Origin of the sequence: Bradyrhizobium zhengyangense, from assembly GCF_022012555.1 — a bacterium.
Lineage (GTDB): Bacteria > Pseudomonadota > Alphaproteobacteria > Rhizobiales > Xanthobacteraceae > Bradyrhizobium > Bradyrhizobium zhengyangense.
Genome location: NZ_JAKLTZ010000005.1, coordinates 387268 through 405770 on the forward strand (window position 1 = coordinate 387268; position 18503 = coordinate 405770).

The window sequence follows — 18503 nt, forward strand, 5'->3', positions numbered from 1 at the left end:
GCCTTGACCATCAAGCAGAACATCATGAGCAAAGAGTTCGCCGGGAGAAGCGCGTGAACGTCAAAGCCGCCATGTCGCCTGAAGATGCTGCCCGCGCCTGCGCTGATGCGATGTGGGCGGAGGACGATGCGTCCAAGGGCCTCGGCATGGAGATCGTGGAGATCGGCCCGGGCTTTGCGACGCTGGCCATGACGGTGCGGCCGGACATGGTCAACGGTCAGCGCATCGCCCATGGCGGCTTCATCTTCACGCTAGCCGATTCCGCCTTCGCTTTTGCCTGCAACTCCCACAATGACCGTGTCGTCGCGGCGCAGGGGCAGATCACGTTTATCAAGCCGGGCAAGCTCGGCGACCGTCTCGTCGCCAAGGCGCGCGAGGTGACCCGCGGTGGCCGCTCCGGCATCTATGATGTGCGCGTCATGGCAGGCGATACCGTCATTGCTGAATTCCGTGGGCATTCGCGTGTCATTCCCGGCGCGTGGCTGCCGACGCAAGATCAATAAAGAGAAGAACACATATGTGGGGAAACGAGTATGGCTTCGACGAAGCTGAAGGACGACGGCCGCAGCTATAGGGCCGAGATGGATGCACAGGAGCGCGCCTCACGCGATGAGATCATGGCGCTGCAGACGCAGCGGCTGGCCTGGTCGCTGAAGCACGCCTATGACAACGTCGCGCATTACCGCAAGGCTTTTGACAAGGCTGGGGTGCATCCCTCGGACTTTCGCGAGCTCTCCGATCTCGCAAAGTTTCCGTTTACGGTGAAGACGGACCTGCGCGACAACTATCCCTTCAACATGTTCGCCGTGCCGCGCGAAAAACTGGTGCGCGTGCATGCCTCCTCTGGCACGACGGGCAAGCCGATCGTGGTCGGTTATACCCAGCGCGATATCGACACCTGGTCGGATGTGATGGCGCGCTCGATCCGCGCCGCCGGCGGCCGCAACGGCATGATCATCCACAATGCCTACGGTTATGGCCTGTTCACCGGCGGGCTCGGTGTGCATTACGGTGCCGAGAAGCTCGGCTGCACGGTGGTTCCGATCTCCGGCGGAATGACCGAGCGGCAGGTGCAGCTTATCAACGACTTTCGGCCTGACATCATCACGGTGACGCCGAGCTACATGCTGGCGATCCTCGACGAGTTCAAGCGCCAGAAGCTCGATCCGCGCCAGTGCTCGCTCAAGGTCGGCATCTTCGGGGCCGAGCCCTGGACCAACGCCATGCGCGGCGAGATCGAGGACGCCTTCGACATGGACGCGACCGACATCTACGGCTTGTCCGAGGTGATCGGCCCCGGCGTCGCGCAGGAATGCATCGAGACCAAGGACGGCTTGCACATCTGGGAGGACCATTTCTATCCCGAAGTGATCGACCCCGAGACCGGCGCGGTGCTGCCTGACGGCGAGAAGGGCGAGCTGGTGTTCACCTCGCTGACCAAGGAAGCTTTCCCTGTGATCCGCTATCGCACCCGCGACCTGACGCGGCTGCTGCCGGGCACGGCGCGGCCGGGCATGCGGCGGATGGAGAAGGTGACGGGCCGCTCGGACGACATGATCATCCTGCGCGGTGTCAATTTGTTCCCGACCCAGATCGAGGAGGTGCTGCTCGCGACCGACTGGTGCGGCGGCCACTTCATCCTGGAGCTGACCCGCGAAGGACGCATGGACGAGCTGACCATCATCGCCGAGGCGCGGCCCGAAAGCTGGGACGGTCGCGGGCTTGTCGACCATGCCGACCGGATTTCAACTCACATCAAGAACACGATCGGCGTCAGCTCGAGGGTCCAGGTGGTCGCGCCGGCGACGCTGGAGCGCTCGCTCGGCAAGGCCAAGCGGCTCTACGACAAGCGGCCCAAGGACTGACCAAGGACTGACTTGACGGATTGACTTGACCGCCCCCAAAGGCGACAAGGCCCGCGAGAAATCCCGGGTCTTTCCATGTCACCAGCCGATCCCAAAACTGTCGAAGCACGCTGCGTTCGCCTCACCGCCAAGGCCGAGAACGCCGCCGCGCTTGCTCCGACCGTGGAGCGTCACACGCTCGCGCGTGGGCCGAACGATCTGCTGATCGAGGTGAAGGCCGCGGCCGTCAACCCGTCCGACGTCAAGGCTGCGACCGGGCTGATGCCCTATGCCGTTTTCCCGCGCACGCCGGGCCGCGACTACGCCGGCGTGGTGATCGACGGCCCCGCCGGTACGATCGGCCGCGAGGTGTTCGGCTCTTCAGGCGATCTCGGCATCCGCCGCGATGGCACGCACGCGAGTCATCTCGTCGTCGAAGCCGATGCCGTGGTGGAGAAGCCGAAGACGGTGTCCTGGGAGGAGGCCGCCGGCATCGGCGTGCCCTTCGTCACCGCCATGGAAGGTTTTCGCCGCGCCGGCATTCCGAAACCGGGCGAGACCGTGCTTGTGTTCGGCGTCAACGGCAAGGTCGGTCAGGCCGCAGTGCAGATCGCGACCTGGCAAGGCGCGCGCGTCGCCGGCGTGGTCCGCAAGGCCGAGGCCTATGAGGGTCACAGCAATGCGCCAATCGAGGTGATCGATGCATCCGCCGTCGATGTCGCCACACGCGTGCGCGAACTGACCGGCGGCAAGGGTGCCGACATCGTCTTCAACACGGTCGGCGATCCCTATTTCCAGGCGGCACACAAATCACTCGGCTTGCGCGGCCGCCAGATTCTGATCGCCGCGATCGACCGCATCGTGCAGTTCAACATCCTCGAATTCTATCGCGGCCAGCATACCTATGTCGGGATTGATACGCTCGGCCTGTCGTCCGCGGCGACGGGCGCGGTGCTGCGCGATCTTGGCCCGGGCTTTGCGAGCGGCCAGTTGAAGCCGTTCCCGATCAAGGCGAGTGCGATCTATCCGCTGGAGCGCGCGAAGGAGGCCTATGTCGCTGTCGCGGGCTCCTCGCGCGATAGGGTGATCCTGAAGCCGTGACGATGGAAACCACCCAACTCGTCATCCTCGCCGGCCTCGTCATTGGCCTCGTCTATGGTTCCGTCGGCCTGCTCAGCGGCTTCTGCCTGATGAGCAGCATGCGCGGATGGTTGGCGGAGGGAGACGGACGGCTTGTGCGCTCCTATGCACTGGCGATCGCAGTCGCGATTACCGCGAGCCAGCTCCTCGCCGGTTACGGCATGGTCGATCTCGGCAAGTCGATCTATCTGCAACAGACTTTTTCGGTGCCGGTGCTGTTCCTGGGCGGCCTGCTGTTCGGCTACGGCATGGTGCTGTCGAACGGCTGCGGCTCGCGCGCGCTGGTGCTGCTTGGGCGCGGCAATCTCCGCTCCTTCGTCGTGGTGATCGTGCTCGCCATCGCCGCCCAGATGACGCTCAAGGGCCTGATCGCGCCGGCGCGTATCGCGCTGGTTCAGGCCTCGCAGATCACCGTCAACGCGACTTCTTTGCCGTCGGTGCTCGCGACGCTCGGTGTCACGGAGGTGGTTTCGCGCGCGCTGGCCGCGACCGTGATCGTCGTTGCGCTGATTCTGTTTGCCTTCGCCCATCCGGCATTCCGTCGCTCGCCGGGCCAGATCGCGGCGGGCATTATTGTGGGCCTTCTCGTTGCCGGCGGCTGGTACGTCTCCGGCTATCTCGGCGCCGACGACTTCAATCCCGTCCCGGTGACCTCACTCACCTTCATCGCGCCAATCGCCGATAGTCTGCAATATGCGATGCTCTCGACCGGGCTGACGCTCAACTTCGGCATCGCGACGGTTGGCGGGGTCTTTGCCGGCAGCCTGGTTACCGCCCTCGTCACCGGTCGCTTCAAGCTCGAAGGCTATTCCTCGCCGCGTCACATGCTGCGCTCTGCCGGTGGAGCTGCGCTGATGGGGATCGGCGGCGTGATGGCGTTTGGCTGCTCGATCGGGCAGGGGCTCACCGGCGTCTCGACGCTTGCCGTCGGTTCGTTCATCGCAGTCGCCGGCATCCTGCTCGGCACGACGGCAGGCCTGCGCGGCACCTTGCGCGTTCAGCCGCTCGCGGTCGCCTGACGGCGCAACATCCGGTCGCCCAGAGTCGCAAGGCCAATTCCGGTCACGATCAGCGCGGCCGCGACGACGAGGCTGATGTCGATCGGCTCGCCCAGCAGGATCGCCGCGCTGGCGATGCCGACGAGCGGTGTCCCCGTGGTGCCAAGCGCCGTCGTCAGCGCCGAGATGCTCTTGTTGACCATCGACATCGCCCAATAGGCGAGCGCCGTCCCGATCAGGCCGGAATACAGGAACAGCAGCACAAGCTTCCACGACCATTCCGCGTGCGGCAGGCCATCGGTGATGACAGCCAATGCGGTGAGCACGATGGTCGCGACCAGCACCTGCCAGATCAGGAGCTGGAGCGGAGAGCCGATCCAGCGATGCGCCCGGAGATAGATGATGTTCGCGGCCCAGGAGATCGCGGCGAGGATCACCATGCCGGCGCCGAGCAGGACGTTGCGATTGGCCCAGTCGATGGATGTGGGGTTCAGGATGACGGCAAGCCCGACCAGGCCGAACAAGGCGCCGGCAAGCTTGGGTGCCGTCAGCGTATCCTTGCCGTGCATGGGCGCGGCGATCGCAACCCAGAGCGGCGTGGTGTAGCCGAGCACGACGGCCTTGCTCGCAGGCAGGAAGCGCACGCCGGCTGCAACCAGGACGGAGAATATCGTCATGTGCAGCAGCGCTACGCTGAGGATGACAGGGATGTCGCGCCGCTCCGGGATCACCAGATTGTTGCTCAGCCTGAGGATCACGAACAATCCGGCCAGCGCGATCCAGCTGCGGATCGCCGACGTCCAGAGGGGCGGCAGGAATTGCACGAGCTGCTTGGTCATCGACCAGTTCACGCCCCAGGCCAGCACGACGATCAGGAACAGGCCGATGGCGGCGCGGGGAGACAAAGAAGAGTTCATCGCAAGGTCCTTGAAGCAGTCCGATGCGGTGGATAGCATTCAAGCTGGCACCTGAAAAAGTGCCAGATTGGAAAGGAATAGAGTGCCAGTATCGGACAGCATGATCTCCGGCCTGATCGACCTGAACCGCGCCGACGATGAGGGGCTGGTGGCGCAGTTGACGAGCCAGCTTCGCGGCCTGATCGCGGCCGGCCGTATCGCCAAGGGTCGCGCGCTGCCGTCGAGCCGCCAGCTTGCGAGCGATCTCGGTGTCTCCCGCAACACCGTCACCTATGCGTTCGAGCAGCTTGCCGCGGAGGGATATCTTGCGGCGTCGCATGGACGTCGTCCTGTGGTGACAGTCGACGGCGGCGAGCGCATCGAGGGCGCGGGCGTTGCCGCATCTGGCGTGCGCTCAGCGAGGCCGCAGCTCTCGCCCTGGGCCTCGAAGCTCAAGCAGACCGACTGGCCGATGTCCTATCAGGCGCTGCTCAAGCCGTTGCGACCGGGGCATGGAGATGCACGGGAGTTTCCGAACGAGGTCTGGGCGCGGTGCCTGCGCCGCAGCGCCGTGCACGCCGCCAAGCGTGAGCTTGGTCCGGTCAATCGCACACGGCTGCGCGAGGCGCTGGCGCATTACCTGGCGACCAGCAGAGGCGTTCGCGCAGCAGCGGACCAGATCATGATCCTGCCGAGCGCGCAGGCCGCGCTGACGCTGATCGCAGCCGTGCTCATCACGAAGGGGGACGCGGTCTGGGTCGAGGACCCTGGGTATCCCGGCGCCGCGGCCGCCTTCCGCGCGTCCGGCGCGCGCGTCATCGGCATCAGGCTGGATGAGCAGGGCATGCAGCCGATGCCCGGAATGGCCGCGCCAAAGCTCGTCTTCATGACGCCATCGCATCAGCACCCGACTGGACGGCTGATGTCGCTGGCCCGCCGCACCGCGTTTCTCGGATCAAGCAGGCCCGGCAGGACCTGGATCGTCGAGGACGATTACGATGGCGAATTCCACTATGACAGCCGCCCGGTCCCGGCCCTGCAAGGGCTTGATGCCCATGGCCGCGTGTTCTATGTCGGCACCTTCTCGAAGGCGATGACGTCGGATATCCGGCTTGGCTATCTCGTCGTGCCTCCGGCGCTGGTCGGCACATTCGAGATCGCGCAGCGGCACATCGGGCTGATCGCATCCAGTCACATCCAGGAGGCGCTCGCCGAGTTCATCGCCGACGGGCATTTCCTCGCACATCTGCGCCGGATGCGCCGGCTCTATCATTGCAGGCGCGATCATCTCGTCGCCGGACTGGAACGCCATCTCGGCGAGGTGCTCACGGCCGAGGTGCCCTCGGGCGGCATTCAGCTCGTCGCCCGGCTCAGGCGTGGTCGCGCCGATCAGGCTGTGGTGAAGCGGCTGGTCGAGGCCGGCGTCGAAACGCGCGCCTTGTCGAGCCTGGCGCTCGGAAAGCCGCGCGATCATGGCCTGCTGCTCGGCTTTGCGGCTTGGCGCGAGAGCGAGATCAGCGCGGCGGTGCGAACGATGGCGGCGTGCTTCTAGTCCACGGCCCTGGTGACGATGCGAATCTCCGACGTCAGCGTCCGGTGCACCGGGCACTTGTCGGCGATCTCCATCAGCTTCTTGCGCTGTTCGGCATCGAGCGCGCCGTCCATCGCGATATCGCGCTCGATCTGGTCGAGCATGCCGTCGCGCGTCTCGCATTCCGCGCAGTCCTTGGCATAGATCTTGGAATGCTTCAGCGTGACGGTGACGCGGTCGAGCGGCAGCGATTTGCGGTCGGCATAGAGGCGCATGGTCATGGAGGTGCAGGCGCCGAGACCGGCGAGCAGGAAATCATAGGGCCCGGGACCGGCATCCTCGCCGCCAGCGGCTTTCGGCTCGTCCGCCACGAGATGATGAGGCCCGACGGTGATGAGCTGGTTGAACTTGCTCTTGCGGGTCTCCTGCACCACGACCCTGCGCGGCTCTTCCGCACGATCCATCACTTTCGCAGGCTTTGCCGTGTCGATGTAGCGGCTGGCCCAGGCGGCGATCACGTCGGCCGCATAGAGCGCATCTGCCGGCTTGGTCAGGAGATGATCGGCATGGTCGAGCGAGACGAAGCTCTTGGGATGCCTGGCCGCAACGAAGATCTTGGTCGCGTTGTCGATGCCGACGGTGTCGTCCACAGGCGACTGCATCACCAGCAGCGCCTTGTGCAGGCCGGTGACGTCCTTCATCAGCTCGTGCTCGACGATGTCATCGAGGAACTCACGCTTGATCCGGAATGGTCGACCCGCAAGCGACACTTCGACCTCGCCCTTCTCTCGGATCGCATCGACATGTTCCCTGAACAGGCCGGTGACATGAGCAGGGTCGGAAGGTGCTGCGATCGTCGCAACCGCCTTGGCCTCCGGAATCTTGCCGGCTACCGCCAGGATCGCGGCACCCCCCAGGCTATGGCCGATCAGGATCGACGGTGCCTTGCGGGTCGTGCGGAGATGATCGGCGGCGCGCACGAGGTCGGCGACGTTCGATGAGAAAGTCGAATTGGCGAAATCGCCTTCGCTGGAGCCGAGCCCGGTGAAGTCGAAGCGCAAGACCGCGATGCCCTTGGCGGCGAGCGCGACCGAGATGCGCTTAGCTGCCAGCGTGTCCTTGCCGCAGGTGAAGCAGTGCGCGAACAGCGCGTAGGATGAGGGCTCGCCGTCCGGCAGCTCCAGCGCCGCCGCGAGTTGATGGCCGCCTTCACCCGTGAATTGGAAGCGTTCCGTCGGCATGGGCTTCCCCTTGATTGCTCGAGCCTAGTCTCCTGAATAGCGCTGTTCGGCCCAGGGATCGCCGCGATTATGATAGCCGCGGACTTCCCAAAAGCCCGGCGCATCCTCAGTCACGAATTCGATGGCCTGCAGCCATTTGGCGCTCTTCCAGAAGTACAGATGCGGCACGACGAGCCTGACAGGGCCGCCATGCTCGTCCGACAGCGGCTGGCCCGACCAGCTATGGGCCAGCAGCGCATCCTCGGCGGCAAAGTCTTCCAGCGCGAGGTTGGTGGTGTAGCCGTCATAGGAATGCAGCACCACGAAGCGAGCATCGTCGCGTGGTTGGCAGGCCGCAAGCAGCTCACGCGTGGCGAGCCCTTCCCACTGATTGTCGTAGCGCGACCAGGTTGTCACGCAATGGATGTCGGAGGTGAACTGGTCCTGCTTTTGCGCCGCGAACTCGGCGTAGGTCCAGAATATGGGGTTCTCGACCGCGCCGTAGACGTCCAGCCGCCAGCGCTCGCGCGACACAGGCGGCACCACACCGAGATCGAGCACCGGCCAGTCCTTGGTCAGATGCTGTCCGGGCGGCAGCCGCTGCTCCTCGGGGCGCGTAATTTTGCCGGTGAGGAAGCGGCCCTCGCGCGCCCACTTCTGTTTGGTGCGGGTCAGCTTGCTGTCGGGCGGCTCGTTGTCGTCGGCCATGATCTGCTCGAAGTCAGCTATTCGTGGCGGTGCATCGCGGATTCGCGCTTGGTGTCACGCATGGTGGAATAGATGATCAGCGACAGGAAGATGACACTGGCGAGATAGTAGTAGAACCACTGCTCATGGCCGATGGTCTTGAAATAGAGCGCGATCGCCGGCGCCGTGCCGCCGAAGATCGAGACTGTGATCGCATAGGGCAGGCCGACGCCCAACGCGCGGACATTGGTCGGGAACAGCTCGGCTTTCACCACGGCGTTGATCGAGGTGTAGCCGGCAACGAACAGCCAGGCGCAGCAGATCAGGATGAACGCCATGAACGGCGATTTGGTCTCCTTCAGCGTCATCAACAGCGGCACCGTCGCGAGCGTGCCTGCGACGCCGAAGAAGATCAGCAGCGGCTTGCGGCCGATCTTGTCGGAGATCGCGCCGTAGATCGGCTGCAGGATTGTCGCGAAGATCAGCGTGCCGAAGATCACGAAGGTGGTCTGGTCCTCGGTCAGCCCGACCGACAGCTTCACGAAGGTCTGCATGTAGGTGGTGAAGGTGTAGAATGCCGCAGTGCCGCCGGCGGTGAGGCCGACCACAAGCAGCAGCTCGCGGGGGTAGCGCAAGAGATTGGTGATCGAGCCGGTCGGCTTCACCACCTTCTTGGCTTCCTCGAAGGCCTCGGTCTCATGCAGGTTGCGCCGCATCACCGCGGCAAAAATCGCAAGCGCCGCGCCGATCGCAAACGGAATACGCCAGCCCCAGGTTTTCAGCTCATCTGGCGTGAGGAAGACCTTTTGCAGGAGCAGCAGCACGATAATCGCGGTCAGCTGGCCGCCGATCAGCGTGACGTACTGGAAGCTCGAGTAGAAGCCGCGATGCTTGGGATCGGCGACCTCGCTCAGGTAAGTGGCGCTGGCGCCGTATTCGCCACCTAAGCTCAGGCCCTCGATGACGCGGGCGAGCGCCAGGATGACCGGCGCAGCGAAGCCGATCGTCGCGTAGGTCGGGGTCAGCGCGATGATCAACGAGCCGAAGCACATGAACACGACCGACAGCGTCAGCGAGATGCGCCGGCCGTAATGGTCGGCGAGGTAGCCGAAGAACCAGCCGCCCAGGGGGCGCATCAGGAATGTCGCCGCGAATATCACGGCGGCATTCAATTGCTGAACCACGGGGTCGTTGCCCGGAAAGAAGGCCGGGGCGAAATACAGCGCGAACGCCGTATAGGCGTAAAAGTCATACCATTCGACGAGATTGCCGATGGAGCCGATGAAGATCGCCTTTATGCGCCGCTCGGCGTCGGCGATGTCGAAATGGTCGGAGGCCGGTTTGATTGCTTGCTCTGTCACGTCCGGCCTCCCAGAAATCCATTGTCTGGGAGCCTACATCGCCTTTCCCAGCAGAAATGGCAACTGGCGGGGTCCCCGCACCGTGCCCTGCGACCAGGTCACGGTCCCGCCAGGATCGAGTCGGAAGTCCGGAATCCGCTTCAGCCATTCCTCAAGCGCAACCTGCATCTCCATCCGCGCCAGGTTGGAACCGACGCAGCGATGGATGCCGAGGCCGAAGGCGGCATGGCGATTCTCCCGGCGATCGATCACGACCTTGTCGGCGTCCGGAAACATTTTTGGGTCCCGGTTGGCGGCCGGGAAGGACAGCAGCACCATGTTGCCCGCCTTGACCGGACAGCCCGAGACCGTGGTCTCCTTGACCACCTCGCGAGCCATCGTCACCGGCGAATAGGCGCGCAGCAGTTCCTCCACGGCGGTGGGAATCAGCTCTGGCTCCGCGATCAGCCGCTCGCGGTCGGCCGGCGTGCGAGCGAGATGCCACAGCGAGGAGCCGATCGCGCTCCAGGTGGTGTCGATCCCGGCGATCAGGAGCAACCGCAGCGAGCCCAGCACGTGCGACTCTTCCAGCGGCTGGCCCTCCTTGTCCTTGGCATTCATCAGATAGGAGATGAGGTCGTTGGTCGGCTTCGACCGGCGCTCCTCGATATGCGCCCTGAAGTAGTCGCTCATCTCGTGCACAGCCTCGAGCAGCTTGGTCTCATCCTTGATGCCGACCTCCAGGATCATGTGGATCCAGTTGATGAAGAGGTCGCTGTCGCTCTCGGGGATGCCGAGCATGTGCGCGATGGCCCGAACCGGGATGTATTTGGCGTAGCGCGCGGCGGCGTCGACCTTGCCATCGGCAATGAACCCGTCGATCAGTTCGTTGCAGATCGCCCGCATCCGCGGTTCCAGCTTCTTCATCGCATCCGGCGTGAAGGGCGGCAGCAGCAACTGCTTGGCCGGCTTGTGCACGGGTGGATCCGAGGTGATCGGCGGGGCCGCGTTCCTGGCGACCTCGGGCCGGACGTCGCGGACGATAATGCGGCGCGAGGAGAAATGTTCGGTGTCGTTGGCGATCTCGCGCACGGCTTCATAGGTCGTCGGCATGTAGCAGCCGAGAAAGCGCTCCGTGTGCACGACGGGGCTCGCGGCGCGCAGCTCCTCCCAGATCGGGAAGGGATCGTTCGTCCATTGCGGGTCGGTGTGGTCGAAATCGTTGATCCAGTCGGTGACGGGCGGATGGGCGACAGGCTGGCTGACGTCGGACATGGCTGGAAAATCCCTTGAATAACCCTTAGGGCTCGTTCGCTTGGGGCTCGTTCCCTTGGGGCTCGTGTTCGCTGAAGGTACGCAAAGCGCGCGCGGGCAGGGGCCGCGCGCTACTCCTCGATCACATCGATCGCGATTTCCGGGCAATTGGATTTGGCAAGCCAGGCCTTGTCCTCGAGGCCCGGCGGAACCGTGCCATCTCCGACCTCATGGGCGTTGCCGTATTCGTCGAGCTCGAACAGCTCCGGCGCCAGCGCCTTGCAGCGCGCGTGGCCCTGGCATTTGTCGGGATCGACGTGAACTTTCAGTCGCGCTGCCATTGCGGCTCCCTCGGTCGTGTGCGCGTCGCCCGAAGGGCCACGCGTTCCTCTTGTCTATTGTCCGCGGCATTTGCGGCTCATTCTAAGTTATAGCATATTACATTCGCGACAGGCTTCCCCTGTCAAGCGCAAACTTATAGGCTTGCCCGCAACATGCGATCACAACTCGCCCGCAAGCCCGAGAACACCTACCACCATGGCGATCTCCGTGACGCCCTGATCAAGGCTGCGTTGCGCGAGGCGGAGCAGGGCGGGGCGGAAGCGATCAGCATCAAGGCCCTCGCAAAGCAGCTCGGCGTCTCACAGCCGGCGCCCTACCGTCATTTTGCCGACCGCGAGGCATTGCTGACCGCGGCGACGGCGGAGGCGTTCCGGCAGTTCAGCGCGATGTTGCGCGACGCCATGATGAAGCCGTCGAAGCAATCGAAATTGTCACGGCTGGCGCAGGCAACGCTCGATTTCGGTCTGCGCCGTAACGGTGTCTACCGTTTGATGTTTGCGTCCCGCACCGTCTCATGCGCGGCCAAGGGCAGCGAGCTGCACGAGGCCACCCGGGAGACCTTTGCGCTCGTGATCGAAGCGCTGGAGGCGCCCGCGGTCGGCTATTTGCGCGAACGGCAGGCGCTCAAGATCTGGGCGGCGCTACATGGCGTGGTGATGCTGGCCGAGCAAGGCCTGTTCACCGGCGAGGCCGCTCATGCCACGCGCGAGGAACTGGTCGAGGATTTTGTCAACGAGACGAAGGCCGCGCTCGCTGTTGCGATCAAGGATGCGCAGCGTCGCAAGAAGGCGGGCGCTTAGGCCTTCGCCTTCAGCAGCCCCATCAGCTTCGCGACGGCGCTGTCCGGCGTCGTCACAACCGGACGGCCGGTGGCTTCCGCGACCAGCGGCGCTGATGATGCGATGCTGAACTGGGCCAGCGCGATCACCTCGCAATCGCGCAGATCCTTCGACGCTTCGACGATCAGCCGGTCGTGGGTCGAGCGGTCGCCGCGATCGAGTGCGGCCAGCGCGCCCTCGGCAAGTTTCGGCACGATCTGGACGAAGGTCGGAAACTCCGGCGGCATCGAGACCAGCGTCGGCGGGAAGGTGGAGAGCAGGCCGATGCGCTTGCCCATCGTCACCGCCCGTTCGATCATGGCTTCGTTCGGTTTGAGCACCGGCATCGGCGAATGCGCCCGTGCGACGGCCTCGATGCAGGGGCCGAAGGCCGAACAGGTGAACAGGATCGCGTTTGCCCCCGTAGCTGCGGCGTAATCGCCGAGCGCAAGAAAGCGCTCGGTCATAGCGTCGTTGAGCTTGCCGTCGCGCGCCAGATCCGCCGACAGGCTGTCGTCGAGCAGGTTCATCAGCCGCGCCTCCGGCCACGCTTGTGCGAACGCCGCCTCGATCGGGGCGATGGAGTGCTTAAGGGCGTGGATCAGGGCGATGCGAGGAGACGTCGTCATTGAGCGTGACTACCTGGGAGGTCTTGTGCCCCGGACGCAGCGCAATGCGAAGTATTGCGCTGCAGAGCCGGGGCCCATTGTAGTTGCTGGGTCCCGGCTCTGCGCAGCGGCGTTGCACGCCGCAGCGCGTCCGAGACACGGGAAGATGTCTACTTGAACGGCACCGCGTACATCAAGCCGCCCTTGCTCCAGAGGCCGTTGAGGCCGCGCTCGAGCTTGAGCGGGCTCGCCTTGCCGACGTTGCGCTCGTAGATCTCACCGTAATTGCCGGTGGCCTTGATCACCGTGACCAGCCATTTGTTGTCCAGCCCAAGCCGCGAGCCGAGATCGCCGGTGGCGCCGAGCAGGCGCTGGATGGCGGGGGTCTGCGACTTCGTCATCTCGTCGACATTGGCCTGGGTGACGCCGAGCTCCTCGGCTTCGATCAGGCCGTAATGCAGCCAGGTGACGATATCGCTCCAGACCTCGTCGCCGTTGCGGGTGAAGGGGCCGAGCGGCTCCTTGCTGATGGTCTGCGGCAGCACGACGTAATCGGCGGGGTTCGGCGCCGCGGTGGTGACGGCACCGGCGAGCGCCGAGGCGTCCTGGGTCATGGCGTCGCAGCGGCCGCCAAAGAAGGTCTGGTACATGGTGTCGACGCGGTCGAACACCAGCGGCTTCCAGTCGATGTTGTTGGCGCGGCCGTAATCGCCGAGCGTCACTTCATGGGTCGTTCCCTGCGCGACGCAGACGGTCGCGCCCTTGAGATCCTTGATCTCCTTCACGCCGAGGTCTTTCTTCACGACGAAGCCCTGGCCGTCGTAGAAATTGATCGGGCCCTGGCGCAGACCGAGCGTGACGCCGCGCAAGTACGTCTGCGTCGAATTGCGGTAGAGCACGTCAATCTCGCCGGACTGCAGCGCGGTGAAGCGGTTCTGCGCGGTCAGCGAGACGTAGCGCACCTTGTTGGGGTCGCCGAGCACGCCGGCGGCGAGCGCACGACAGTAGTCGACGTCGAGGCCCTTGTAATTGCCCTGCGAGTCCGGTGCCGAGAAGCCAGCAAAGCCGGCGCTGACGCCGCACACCAGCGTGCCGCGGCTCTTGACCGTGTCCAGCGTCGCCGCCTGGGCGATCACCGTCGATGCCGCGAGCACGCCCGCTGCGATAACCATTTTCCTCATCATGCTACTCTCCCCTCAGTGATTGACACTACGCAACACAACGTCGACGGCCGTGCCGAGCTTGTCGACGATCTGGTCGATCTCATCCGCGGACGCGATATAGGGCGGCGCCAGCAGCACATGGTCGCCGCGGACGCCATCCACGGTGCCGCCGCCGGGATAGCAGCCGAGCCCGTTGGCGAACGCTTCCGCCTTGATCTTCTGGTGCAGCTTGAGCGCCGGATCGAACGAGGTGCGGCTGGCGCGGTCGGCGACGAGCTCGATCGCCCAGAACAGGCCACGTCCCCTGATGTCGCCGACGTGGCGGTGATTGCCGAAGCGCTCGGTGAGCCGCTGCTCGAGCTGCTTGCCGCGCTGCTTCACTTGTTCGAGCAGATTGTCTTCGCGGATCACGTCCTGCACAGCGAGCGCCGCCGCGCAGGCGAGGGGATGCGCGAGATAGGTATGGCCGTGTTGGAACGCGCCGGAGCCGGCGCGGATCGTGTCGATGATCCTGCCACTTGCCAGCATTGCGCCGATCGGCTGGTAGCCGCCGCCGAGACCTTTTGCGATCGCCTGGATGTCGGGCACGATGCCTTCCTGCTCCCAGGCATGCGTGGTCCCGGTGCGACCCATGCCGCTCATGACCTCGTCGAGGATCAGCAGCGCGCCATGCCGGTCGCAGATCTCGCGAACCGCCTTGAAGTAACCGTCGGGTGCGGTCACCGCGCCGGCGGTGGCGCCGACGACGGGTTCGGCCAGGAACGCGGCGACCGTGTTGGGACCAAGTCGCTGAAACTCGGCTTCGAGCTCGGCCGCAAGCCGGGCCACGAACTGCGCATCGGATTCACCCTCGTGCTTCTCGTGATAGGCAAAGGCCGGCGTCACATGGCTGAAAGCGGCCGAGAGCAGCGGCGCATAGGGCGCGCGGCGCCAGGCATTGCCGCCGGCGGCGAGCGCGCCGAGCGTGTTGCCGTGGTAACTCTGCCGCCGTGCGATGAAATGCTGCCGCTGCGGCTCGCCGCGCTCGATGAAATATTGCCGCGCGAGCTTGATGCTGGCCTCGATCGCTTCCGATCCGCCGCTGACGAAATAGGCGTAAGCGAGACCACCGGGCTCATGGCCGACCAACGTCTCGGCGAGCGCCTCGGCGGGTTCGGAGGAGAAGAAAGCAGTGTGCGCATAAGCAAGGGTCGAAGCCTGCTTTGCCATCGCTGCGATCACACGGGGATGCTGATGGCCGAGGCAGGACACCGCCGCGCCGCCGGAAGCGTCGATGATGCGACGGCCGTCCTCGGCAAACAAATAGACGCCCTCGCCGCCGATCGCCTTGGGCGGCGTCTCGCGCAGCGAGCGGTGCAGCACGCGGCTGGTGCGGGTGCTCATGGGTCAACCTTTCTCTGAAACGTAGGTAGAGGCCGCCGCGAGCCTCGCCTCGGTATTTTCCAGGCGCTTCTTGGCGGCCGTGCCGCCGAGCGAGAACGTTACCGCCGCAAGCGACTGCGCGATCGCAATGGCGCCGGTGAGGCTCGGAAAGAAGCCGGGGGAAGAGGCCGCTTCGAACAGAAGCACGTGATCGGCGCCTTCGGCCATCGGTGCCGAGAGGCTGTCGGCGATGGCGATCAGCGTCGCACCTGCACGATGGGCCGCTTGCGCAACGCGGACGCTCGCATTTGTGTAAGGCAGAAAGCCAACGACGATGACGGCCTCGCCGGGACGGAAAGCCCCGAGATCCAGATCGTCGGGGCCCGAGGTGCCGACGATCTGCACCTGTTCGGGCCGGAACAGCCTGAGCTCGTAATTGAGCAATTCCGCAACGCTGCGGCAGCTGCGATAGCCCGCAATCCAGATCCGCTTTGCATCATGCAGCGTGCGGGCCGCGTCCGCGATCGCCTGCGCGGAGATGCACGGCAGGCCCGCAGCTTCGGCCTCGAGCTTATCGGTGATGAGTGCGACATCGGCGTTCGGGCCGTGGCGGCTGGTCTTGGCGCGGCCGGAGAAGGGCGAGGTCGGGGACGGCCGGCGCGCCTCGGTCAGCGCGGCGCGCAACTCGTCCCAGCCGGAATAGCCGATCGCCTTCGCAAGCCGCGTGAAAGCGGCGGGATCGGCGCCGGCCTCCGCCGCGAGATCGCGCATCGAGCGCGTGGTGGCGTCGTAATCATTGGCCGCAACAAAACGCCCGACCTCCTGCAAGCGCAGGGGGAGCGATGGCAACGCAATGCGCAGTTCGCTCAACGGCGAGGATTTCGCTGATACGGCCATGAAACATTTGTTGCATGAATGCACGTTTGGTGCAACAGTTGATGCGCGCCGCCGGAAATCGCTGTTTTCAGGAAGGATTTTTGTGCTGTGACCTCAGATGATCCCAGGCCGCCGCCGCGCCGCAGCTTTTTCGGTGCGCTCGGGCCAAACGAGCTGAAGGGCCTGTTTTGGCAGGTGCTGGTGGTCGGCATTGCCGTCGCCGTCGTCGTCTTCCTCTGGTCCAACACCGTCACCAACCTCTCGGCCCGCCGCATCACCACCGGCTTTGCCTTTCTCGGCCGCGAGGCCAGCATGCCGATTGCCGACAGCCTGCTCGCGTATAATCCGAGGGACAGCTACCTCTGGGCCTTCGTCGTCGGCGTCGCCAACACGCTACGCGTCGCGGTGATCGGCATCGTGCTTGCGACCATTCTGGGGACGCTGATCGGCGTCTCGCGGCTGTCGGCGAACTGGCTGCTGTCGCGACTCGCCGCTCTCTACGTCGAAGTCCTGCGTGACATCCCGCTGCTGCTTCAGCTGCTGTTCTGGTACGTGCTGATGCAGGGTTTGCCGGCGGCGCGCGCGGCGTGGCGGCCGCTCGACGGCGTGTTCCTCTCCAATCGCGGCCTGATCCTGCCGGCGATCCCGATCGGCATGCCGCAACTCTGGGTGCTCGGCACGTTCGTGTTGGGTTTCATCGCATTCCTTGCTATCGGGCGATGGCTGGTCGCGCAGCAGATGCGTGATGGCAAGCCGCGGCCGGCGTGGCCCTTTGCGCTTGGTCTCATTGTCGTGCTGCCGGCCGCTGTGTCGTTGTTGCTTGGCGTGTCCTGGACGATCGAATGGCCGCAACTGCGCGGCTTCAATTTCGTCGGAGGGTTGACGCTCGCGCCGGAATATTTCGCGCTGTTGATCGCGCTCGTCACCTACACTTCGGCCTTCATCGCCGAGATCGTGCGCAGCGGCATCCAGTCGGTGCCGCGCGGGCAGTGGGATGCCGCCAGCGCGCTCGGCCTGCGCCGCAGCTTCATGCTGCGGCAGATCATCCTGCCGCAGGCTTTGCGCGTGATCGTGCCGCCGATGACGAGCCAGTACCTCAATCTGACCAAGAACTCGTCGCTTGCGGTCGCGATCGGTTATCAGGACGTGGTCTCGGTCGCCAACACCACGTTGAACCAGACCGGGCAGGCGATCGAGGTGATTTCGCTGATCATGGCCGTCTTCCTCACCATCAGCCTCGGCATCAGCTTTTTCATGAACTGGTTCAATGCGCGCATCGCGCTGGCGGAGCGCTGAGCATGACGGCGATCACTGACATGCCCGACCTGCCGCGCGCCGCCCGCCGTCCGCAAATCGGCAACCCGGTGCTGCGGTGGCTCCGCACCAACCTGTTCTCGTCGATCCCCAACGGTATCCTCACGATCATCCTGCTGGCGATACTGGCGAAAGGCGTGATTGGCTTCGTGCAATGGGGAATTGCGCATGCTGTCTGGCTCACGCCGGCCAATGATTCCAGCGCTTGCAAGGCGGTCCGCGGCTTAGGTGCCTGCTGGGCGATCATTCCTGAAAAGTACCGCTTCATCCTGTTCGGCACCTATCCGTTCGACGAGCAGTGGCGGCCCGCGTTGTCGGTCGCGCTGTTCATCGCGCTGTTCTATCTCTCCAGCCGCCGCACGCTGTGGCGGCGTGAGCTCGCGTTCCTCTGGATCGGTGCGCTGGCGCTGATCAGCGTGCTGATGTGGGGCGGCGTGTTCGGGCTGTCGTTCGTCTCGCAGGACCGCTGGGGCGGATTGCCGGTGACACTGATCCTGGCGACGTTCGGATTGGCGTTCGGTTTTCCGCTCGGCATCCTCGTCGCGCTCGGCCGGCGCTCGAAGCTGCCGGCGATCCGTTCGCTCTCGGTGCTGTATGTCGAACTGATCCGTGGCGTGCCGCTGGTCAGCCTTCTGTTCATGGCGAGCGTGATGTTCCCGCTGTTCATGCCCAGCGGCTTCAACATCGACAAGCTGCTGCGCGCCCAGATTGCGATCATCCTGTTCGCAGGCGCCTATCTGGCCGAAGTGATCCGCGGCGGTCTCCAGGCCGTGCCGCGCGGGCAGTATGAGGCAGCGGACGCGCTCGGCCTGTCCTACTGGCGCAAGCACCGGCTGGTCGTGCTGCCGCAGGCGATCCGCCACGTCATCCCGCCGCTGGTCAACACCTTCATCGCGTTCTTCAAGGACACCAGCCTGGTGCTGATCATCGGCATCTTCGACCTGCTGACGACGGCCAAGACCGCCATCATCGATCCGGCCTGGCAGCAATTCTCGGTCGAGGTCTACATTTTCGTCGCCGCGATCTATTTCGTGTTCTGCTTCGCGATGTCGCGCTACAGCCGCAGCCTGGAGGCGACGAGCGGGAGGTGAGGCCAGGTGTCCCGGACAA

18 protein-coding genes are annotated in these 18503 nt (G+C 64.8%); 8 read left to right on the plus strand and 10 right to left on the minus strand.

What is annotated here, in order from left to right:
- Window positions 1-53 precede the first annotated feature (53 nt).
- The 4 genes from paaI (at window position 54) to L6639_RS21930 (ending at window position 4003) form a co-directional block, all read left to right on the plus strand.
- Window positions 54-503, plus strand: coding sequence for a hydroxyphenylacetyl-CoA thioesterase PaaI (paaI, locus tag L6639_RS21915; protein WP_237863701.1), 450 nt, complete (start codon window positions 54-56; stop codon window positions 501-503).
- Window positions 504-533: 30 nt separating this feature from the next.
- Window positions 534-1865, plus strand: coding sequence for a phenylacetate--CoA ligase PaaK (paaK, locus tag L6639_RS21920; RefSeq protein WP_237863702.1), 1332 nt, complete (start codon window positions 534-536; stop codon window positions 1863-1865).
- 75 nt (window positions 1866-1940) lie between these two features.
- A complete protein-coding gene (locus tag L6639_RS21925; RefSeq protein ID WP_237863703.1) occupies window positions 1941-2945 on the plus strand; it encodes a quinone oxidoreductase family protein in 1005 nt (334 codons plus the stop codon).
- A gap of 2 nt (window positions 2946-2947) precedes the next feature.
- Window positions 2948-4003, plus strand: a complete 1056-nt coding sequence (locus L6639_RS21930) for a YeeE/YedE family protein (RefSeq protein WP_237863704.1) — start codon at window positions 2948-2950, stop codon at window positions 4001-4003.
- On the opposite strand, the gene L6639_RS21935 is transcribed toward L6639_RS21930, so the two are convergent.
- Window positions 3982-4899, minus strand: a complete 918-nt coding sequence (locus L6639_RS21935) for a DMT family transporter (protein ID WP_237863705.1) — start codon at window positions 4897-4899, stop codon at window positions 3982-3984. The genes L6639_RS21930 and L6639_RS21935 overlap by 22 nt on opposite strands.
- A gap of 100 nt (window positions 4900-4999) precedes the next feature.
- On the opposite strand from L6639_RS21935, the gene pdxR reads away from it, so the two are divergent.
- On the plus strand, window positions 5000-6430 hold the full coding sequence (pdxR, locus tag L6639_RS21940; protein ID WP_237863889.1) for a MocR-like pyridoxine biosynthesis transcription factor PdxR: 1431 nt from the start codon (window positions 5000-5002) through the stop codon (window positions 6428-6430).
- Here the strand turns inward: pdxR and L6639_RS21945 are convergent.
- The 5 genes from L6639_RS21945 to L6639_RS21965 all read right to left on the minus strand — a co-directional run bounded on the left by L6639_RS21945 (window position 6427) and on the right by L6639_RS21965 (window position 11251).
- On the minus strand, window positions 6427-7650 hold the full coding sequence (locus L6639_RS21945; RefSeq protein WP_237863706.1) for a bifunctional alpha/beta hydrolase/OsmC family protein: 1224 nt from the start codon (window positions 7648-7650) through the stop codon (window positions 6427-6429). The genes pdxR and L6639_RS21945 overlap by 4 nt on opposite strands.
- A 24-nt stretch (window positions 7651-7674) precedes the next feature.
- Window positions 7675-8337: a sulfite oxidase-like oxidoreductase gene (locus L6639_RS21950; RefSeq protein ID WP_237863707.1), complete on the minus strand. Its 663-nt coding sequence runs from the start codon at window positions 8335-8337 to the stop codon at window positions 7675-7677.
- A 17-nt stretch (window positions 8338-8354) separates the two neighbouring features.
- Entirely contained in the window at window positions 8355-9677 is a 1323-nt protein-coding gene (locus tag L6639_RS21955) for an MFS transporter (RefSeq protein WP_237863708.1), read from the minus strand.
- 33 nt (window positions 9678-9710) lie between these two features.
- Window positions 9711-10931: a cytochrome P450 gene (locus L6639_RS21960; protein WP_237863709.1), complete on the minus strand. Its 1221-nt coding sequence runs from the start codon at window positions 10929-10931 to the stop codon at window positions 9711-9713.
- A gap of 110 nt (window positions 10932-11041) precedes the next feature.
- The gene (locus L6639_RS21965) at window positions 11042-11251 is read right to left on the minus strand and encodes a ferredoxin (RefSeq protein ID WP_237863710.1); all 210 of its coding nucleotides are present in this window, start codon (window positions 11249-11251) and stop codon (window positions 11042-11044) included.
- Between the two features lie 153 nt (window positions 11252-11404).
- Between L6639_RS21965 and L6639_RS21970 the strand changes: the two genes are divergently transcribed.
- On the plus strand, window positions 11405-12052 hold the full coding sequence (locus tag L6639_RS21970; protein ID WP_237863711.1) for a TetR/AcrR family transcriptional regulator: 648 nt from the start codon (window positions 11405-11407) through the stop codon (window positions 12050-12052).
- Here the strand turns inward: L6639_RS21970 and L6639_RS21975 are convergent.
- From L6639_RS21975 to L6639_RS21990, 4 genes are all read right to left on the minus strand, one after another.
- Complete coding sequence (locus L6639_RS21975; RefSeq protein ID WP_237863712.1) at window positions 12049-12699, minus strand: aspartate/glutamate racemase family protein; 651 nt, start codon at window positions 12697-12699, stop codon at window positions 12049-12051. The two genes, L6639_RS21970 and L6639_RS21975, sit on opposite strands and share 4 nt — an antisense overlap.
- Before the next feature lie 149 nt (window positions 12700-12848).
- Complete coding sequence (locus L6639_RS21980; protein ID WP_237863713.1) at window positions 12849-13862, minus strand: amino acid ABC transporter substrate-binding protein; 1014 nt, start codon at window positions 13860-13862, stop codon at window positions 12849-12851.
- A 12-nt stretch (window positions 13863-13874) separates the two neighbouring features.
- The gene (locus L6639_RS21985; RefSeq protein WP_237863714.1) at window positions 13875-15224 is read right to left on the minus strand and encodes an aspartate aminotransferase family protein; all 1350 of its coding nucleotides are present in this window, start codon (window positions 15222-15224) and stop codon (window positions 13875-13877) included.
- Window positions 15225-15227: 3 nt separating this feature from the next.
- A complete protein-coding gene (locus L6639_RS21990; protein ID WP_237863715.1) occupies window positions 15228-16100 on the minus strand; it encodes a MurR/RpiR family transcriptional regulator in 873 nt (290 codons plus the stop codon).
- An 87-nt stretch (window positions 16101-16187) separates the two neighbouring features.
- Here L6639_RS21990 and L6639_RS21995 point away from each other — a divergent pair, with 87 nt between their 5' ends.
- Both L6639_RS21995 and L6639_RS22000 read left to right on the plus strand, forming a co-directional pair.
- Window positions 16188-17375, plus strand: a complete 1188-nt coding sequence (locus L6639_RS21995; protein ID WP_237863716.1) for an amino acid ABC transporter permease — start codon at window positions 16188-16190, stop codon at window positions 17373-17375.
- Window positions 17376-17377: 2 nt separating this feature from the next.
- Entirely contained in the window at window positions 17378-18484 is a 1107-nt protein-coding gene (locus L6639_RS22000) for an amino acid ABC transporter permease (protein ID WP_237863717.1), read from the plus strand.
- The last annotated feature ends 19 nt before the right edge of the window (window positions 18485-18503 follow it).

What these genes read in the sequence shown, in the direction of transcription:
- paaK (WP_237863702.1), top strand. Translation starts at nt 534, where the DNA reads ATGGCTTCGACGAAGCTGAAGGACGACGGCCGCAGCTATAGGGCCGAG.
- L6639_RS21925 (WP_237863703.1), top strand. Translation starts at nt 1,941, where the DNA reads ATGTCACCAGCCGATCCCAAAACTGTCGAAGCACGCTGCGTTCGCCTC.
- L6639_RS21930 (WP_237863704.1), top strand. Translation starts at nt 2,948, where the DNA reads ATGGAAACCACCCAACTCGTCATCCTCGCCGGCCTCGTCATTGGCCTC.
- L6639_RS21935 (WP_237863705.1), bottom strand. Translation starts at nt 4,899, where the DNA reads ATGAACTCTTCTTTGTCTCCCCGCGCCGCCATCGGCCTGTTCCTGATC.
- pdxR (WP_237863889.1), top strand. Translation starts at nt 5,000, where the DNA reads ATGATCTCCGGCCTGATCGACCTGAACCGCGCCGACGATGAGGGGCTG.
- L6639_RS21945 (WP_237863706.1), bottom strand. Translation starts at nt 7,650, where the DNA reads ATGCCGACGGAACGCTTCCAATTCACGGGTGAAGGCGGCCATCAACTC.
- L6639_RS21950 (WP_237863707.1), bottom strand. Translation starts at nt 8,337, where the DNA reads ATGGCCGACGACAACGAGCCGCCCGACAGCAAGCTGACCCGCACCAAA.
- L6639_RS21960 (WP_237863709.1), bottom strand. Translation starts at nt 10,931, where the DNA reads ATGTCCGACGTCAGCCAGCCTGTCGCCCATCCGCCCGTCACCGACTGG.
- L6639_RS21965 (WP_237863710.1), bottom strand. Translation starts at nt 11,251, where the DNA reads ATGGCAGCGCGACTGAAAGTTCACGTCGATCCCGACAAATGCCAGGGC.
- L6639_RS21970 (WP_237863711.1), top strand. Translation starts at nt 11,405, where the DNA reads ATGCGATCACAACTCGCCCGCAAGCCCGAGAACACCTACCACCATGGC.
- L6639_RS21975 (WP_237863712.1), bottom strand. Translation starts at nt 12,699, where the DNA reads ATGACGACGTCTCCTCGCATCGCCCTGATCCACGCCCTTAAGCACTCC.
- L6639_RS21980 (WP_237863713.1), bottom strand. Translation starts at nt 13,862, where the DNA reads ATGATGAGGAAAATGGTTATCGCAGCGGGCGTGCTCGCGGCATCGACG.
- L6639_RS21985 (WP_237863714.1), bottom strand. Translation starts at nt 15,224, where the DNA reads ATGAGCACCCGCACCAGCCGCGTGCTGCACCGCTCGCTGCGCGAGACG.
- L6639_RS21990 (WP_237863715.1), bottom strand. Translation starts at nt 16,100, where the DNA reads ATGGCCGTATCAGCGAAATCCTCGCCGTTGAGCGAACTGCGCATTGCG.
- L6639_RS22000 (WP_237863717.1), top strand. Translation starts at nt 17,378, where the DNA reads ATGACGGCGATCACTGACATGCCCGACCTGCCGCGCGCCGCCCGCCGT.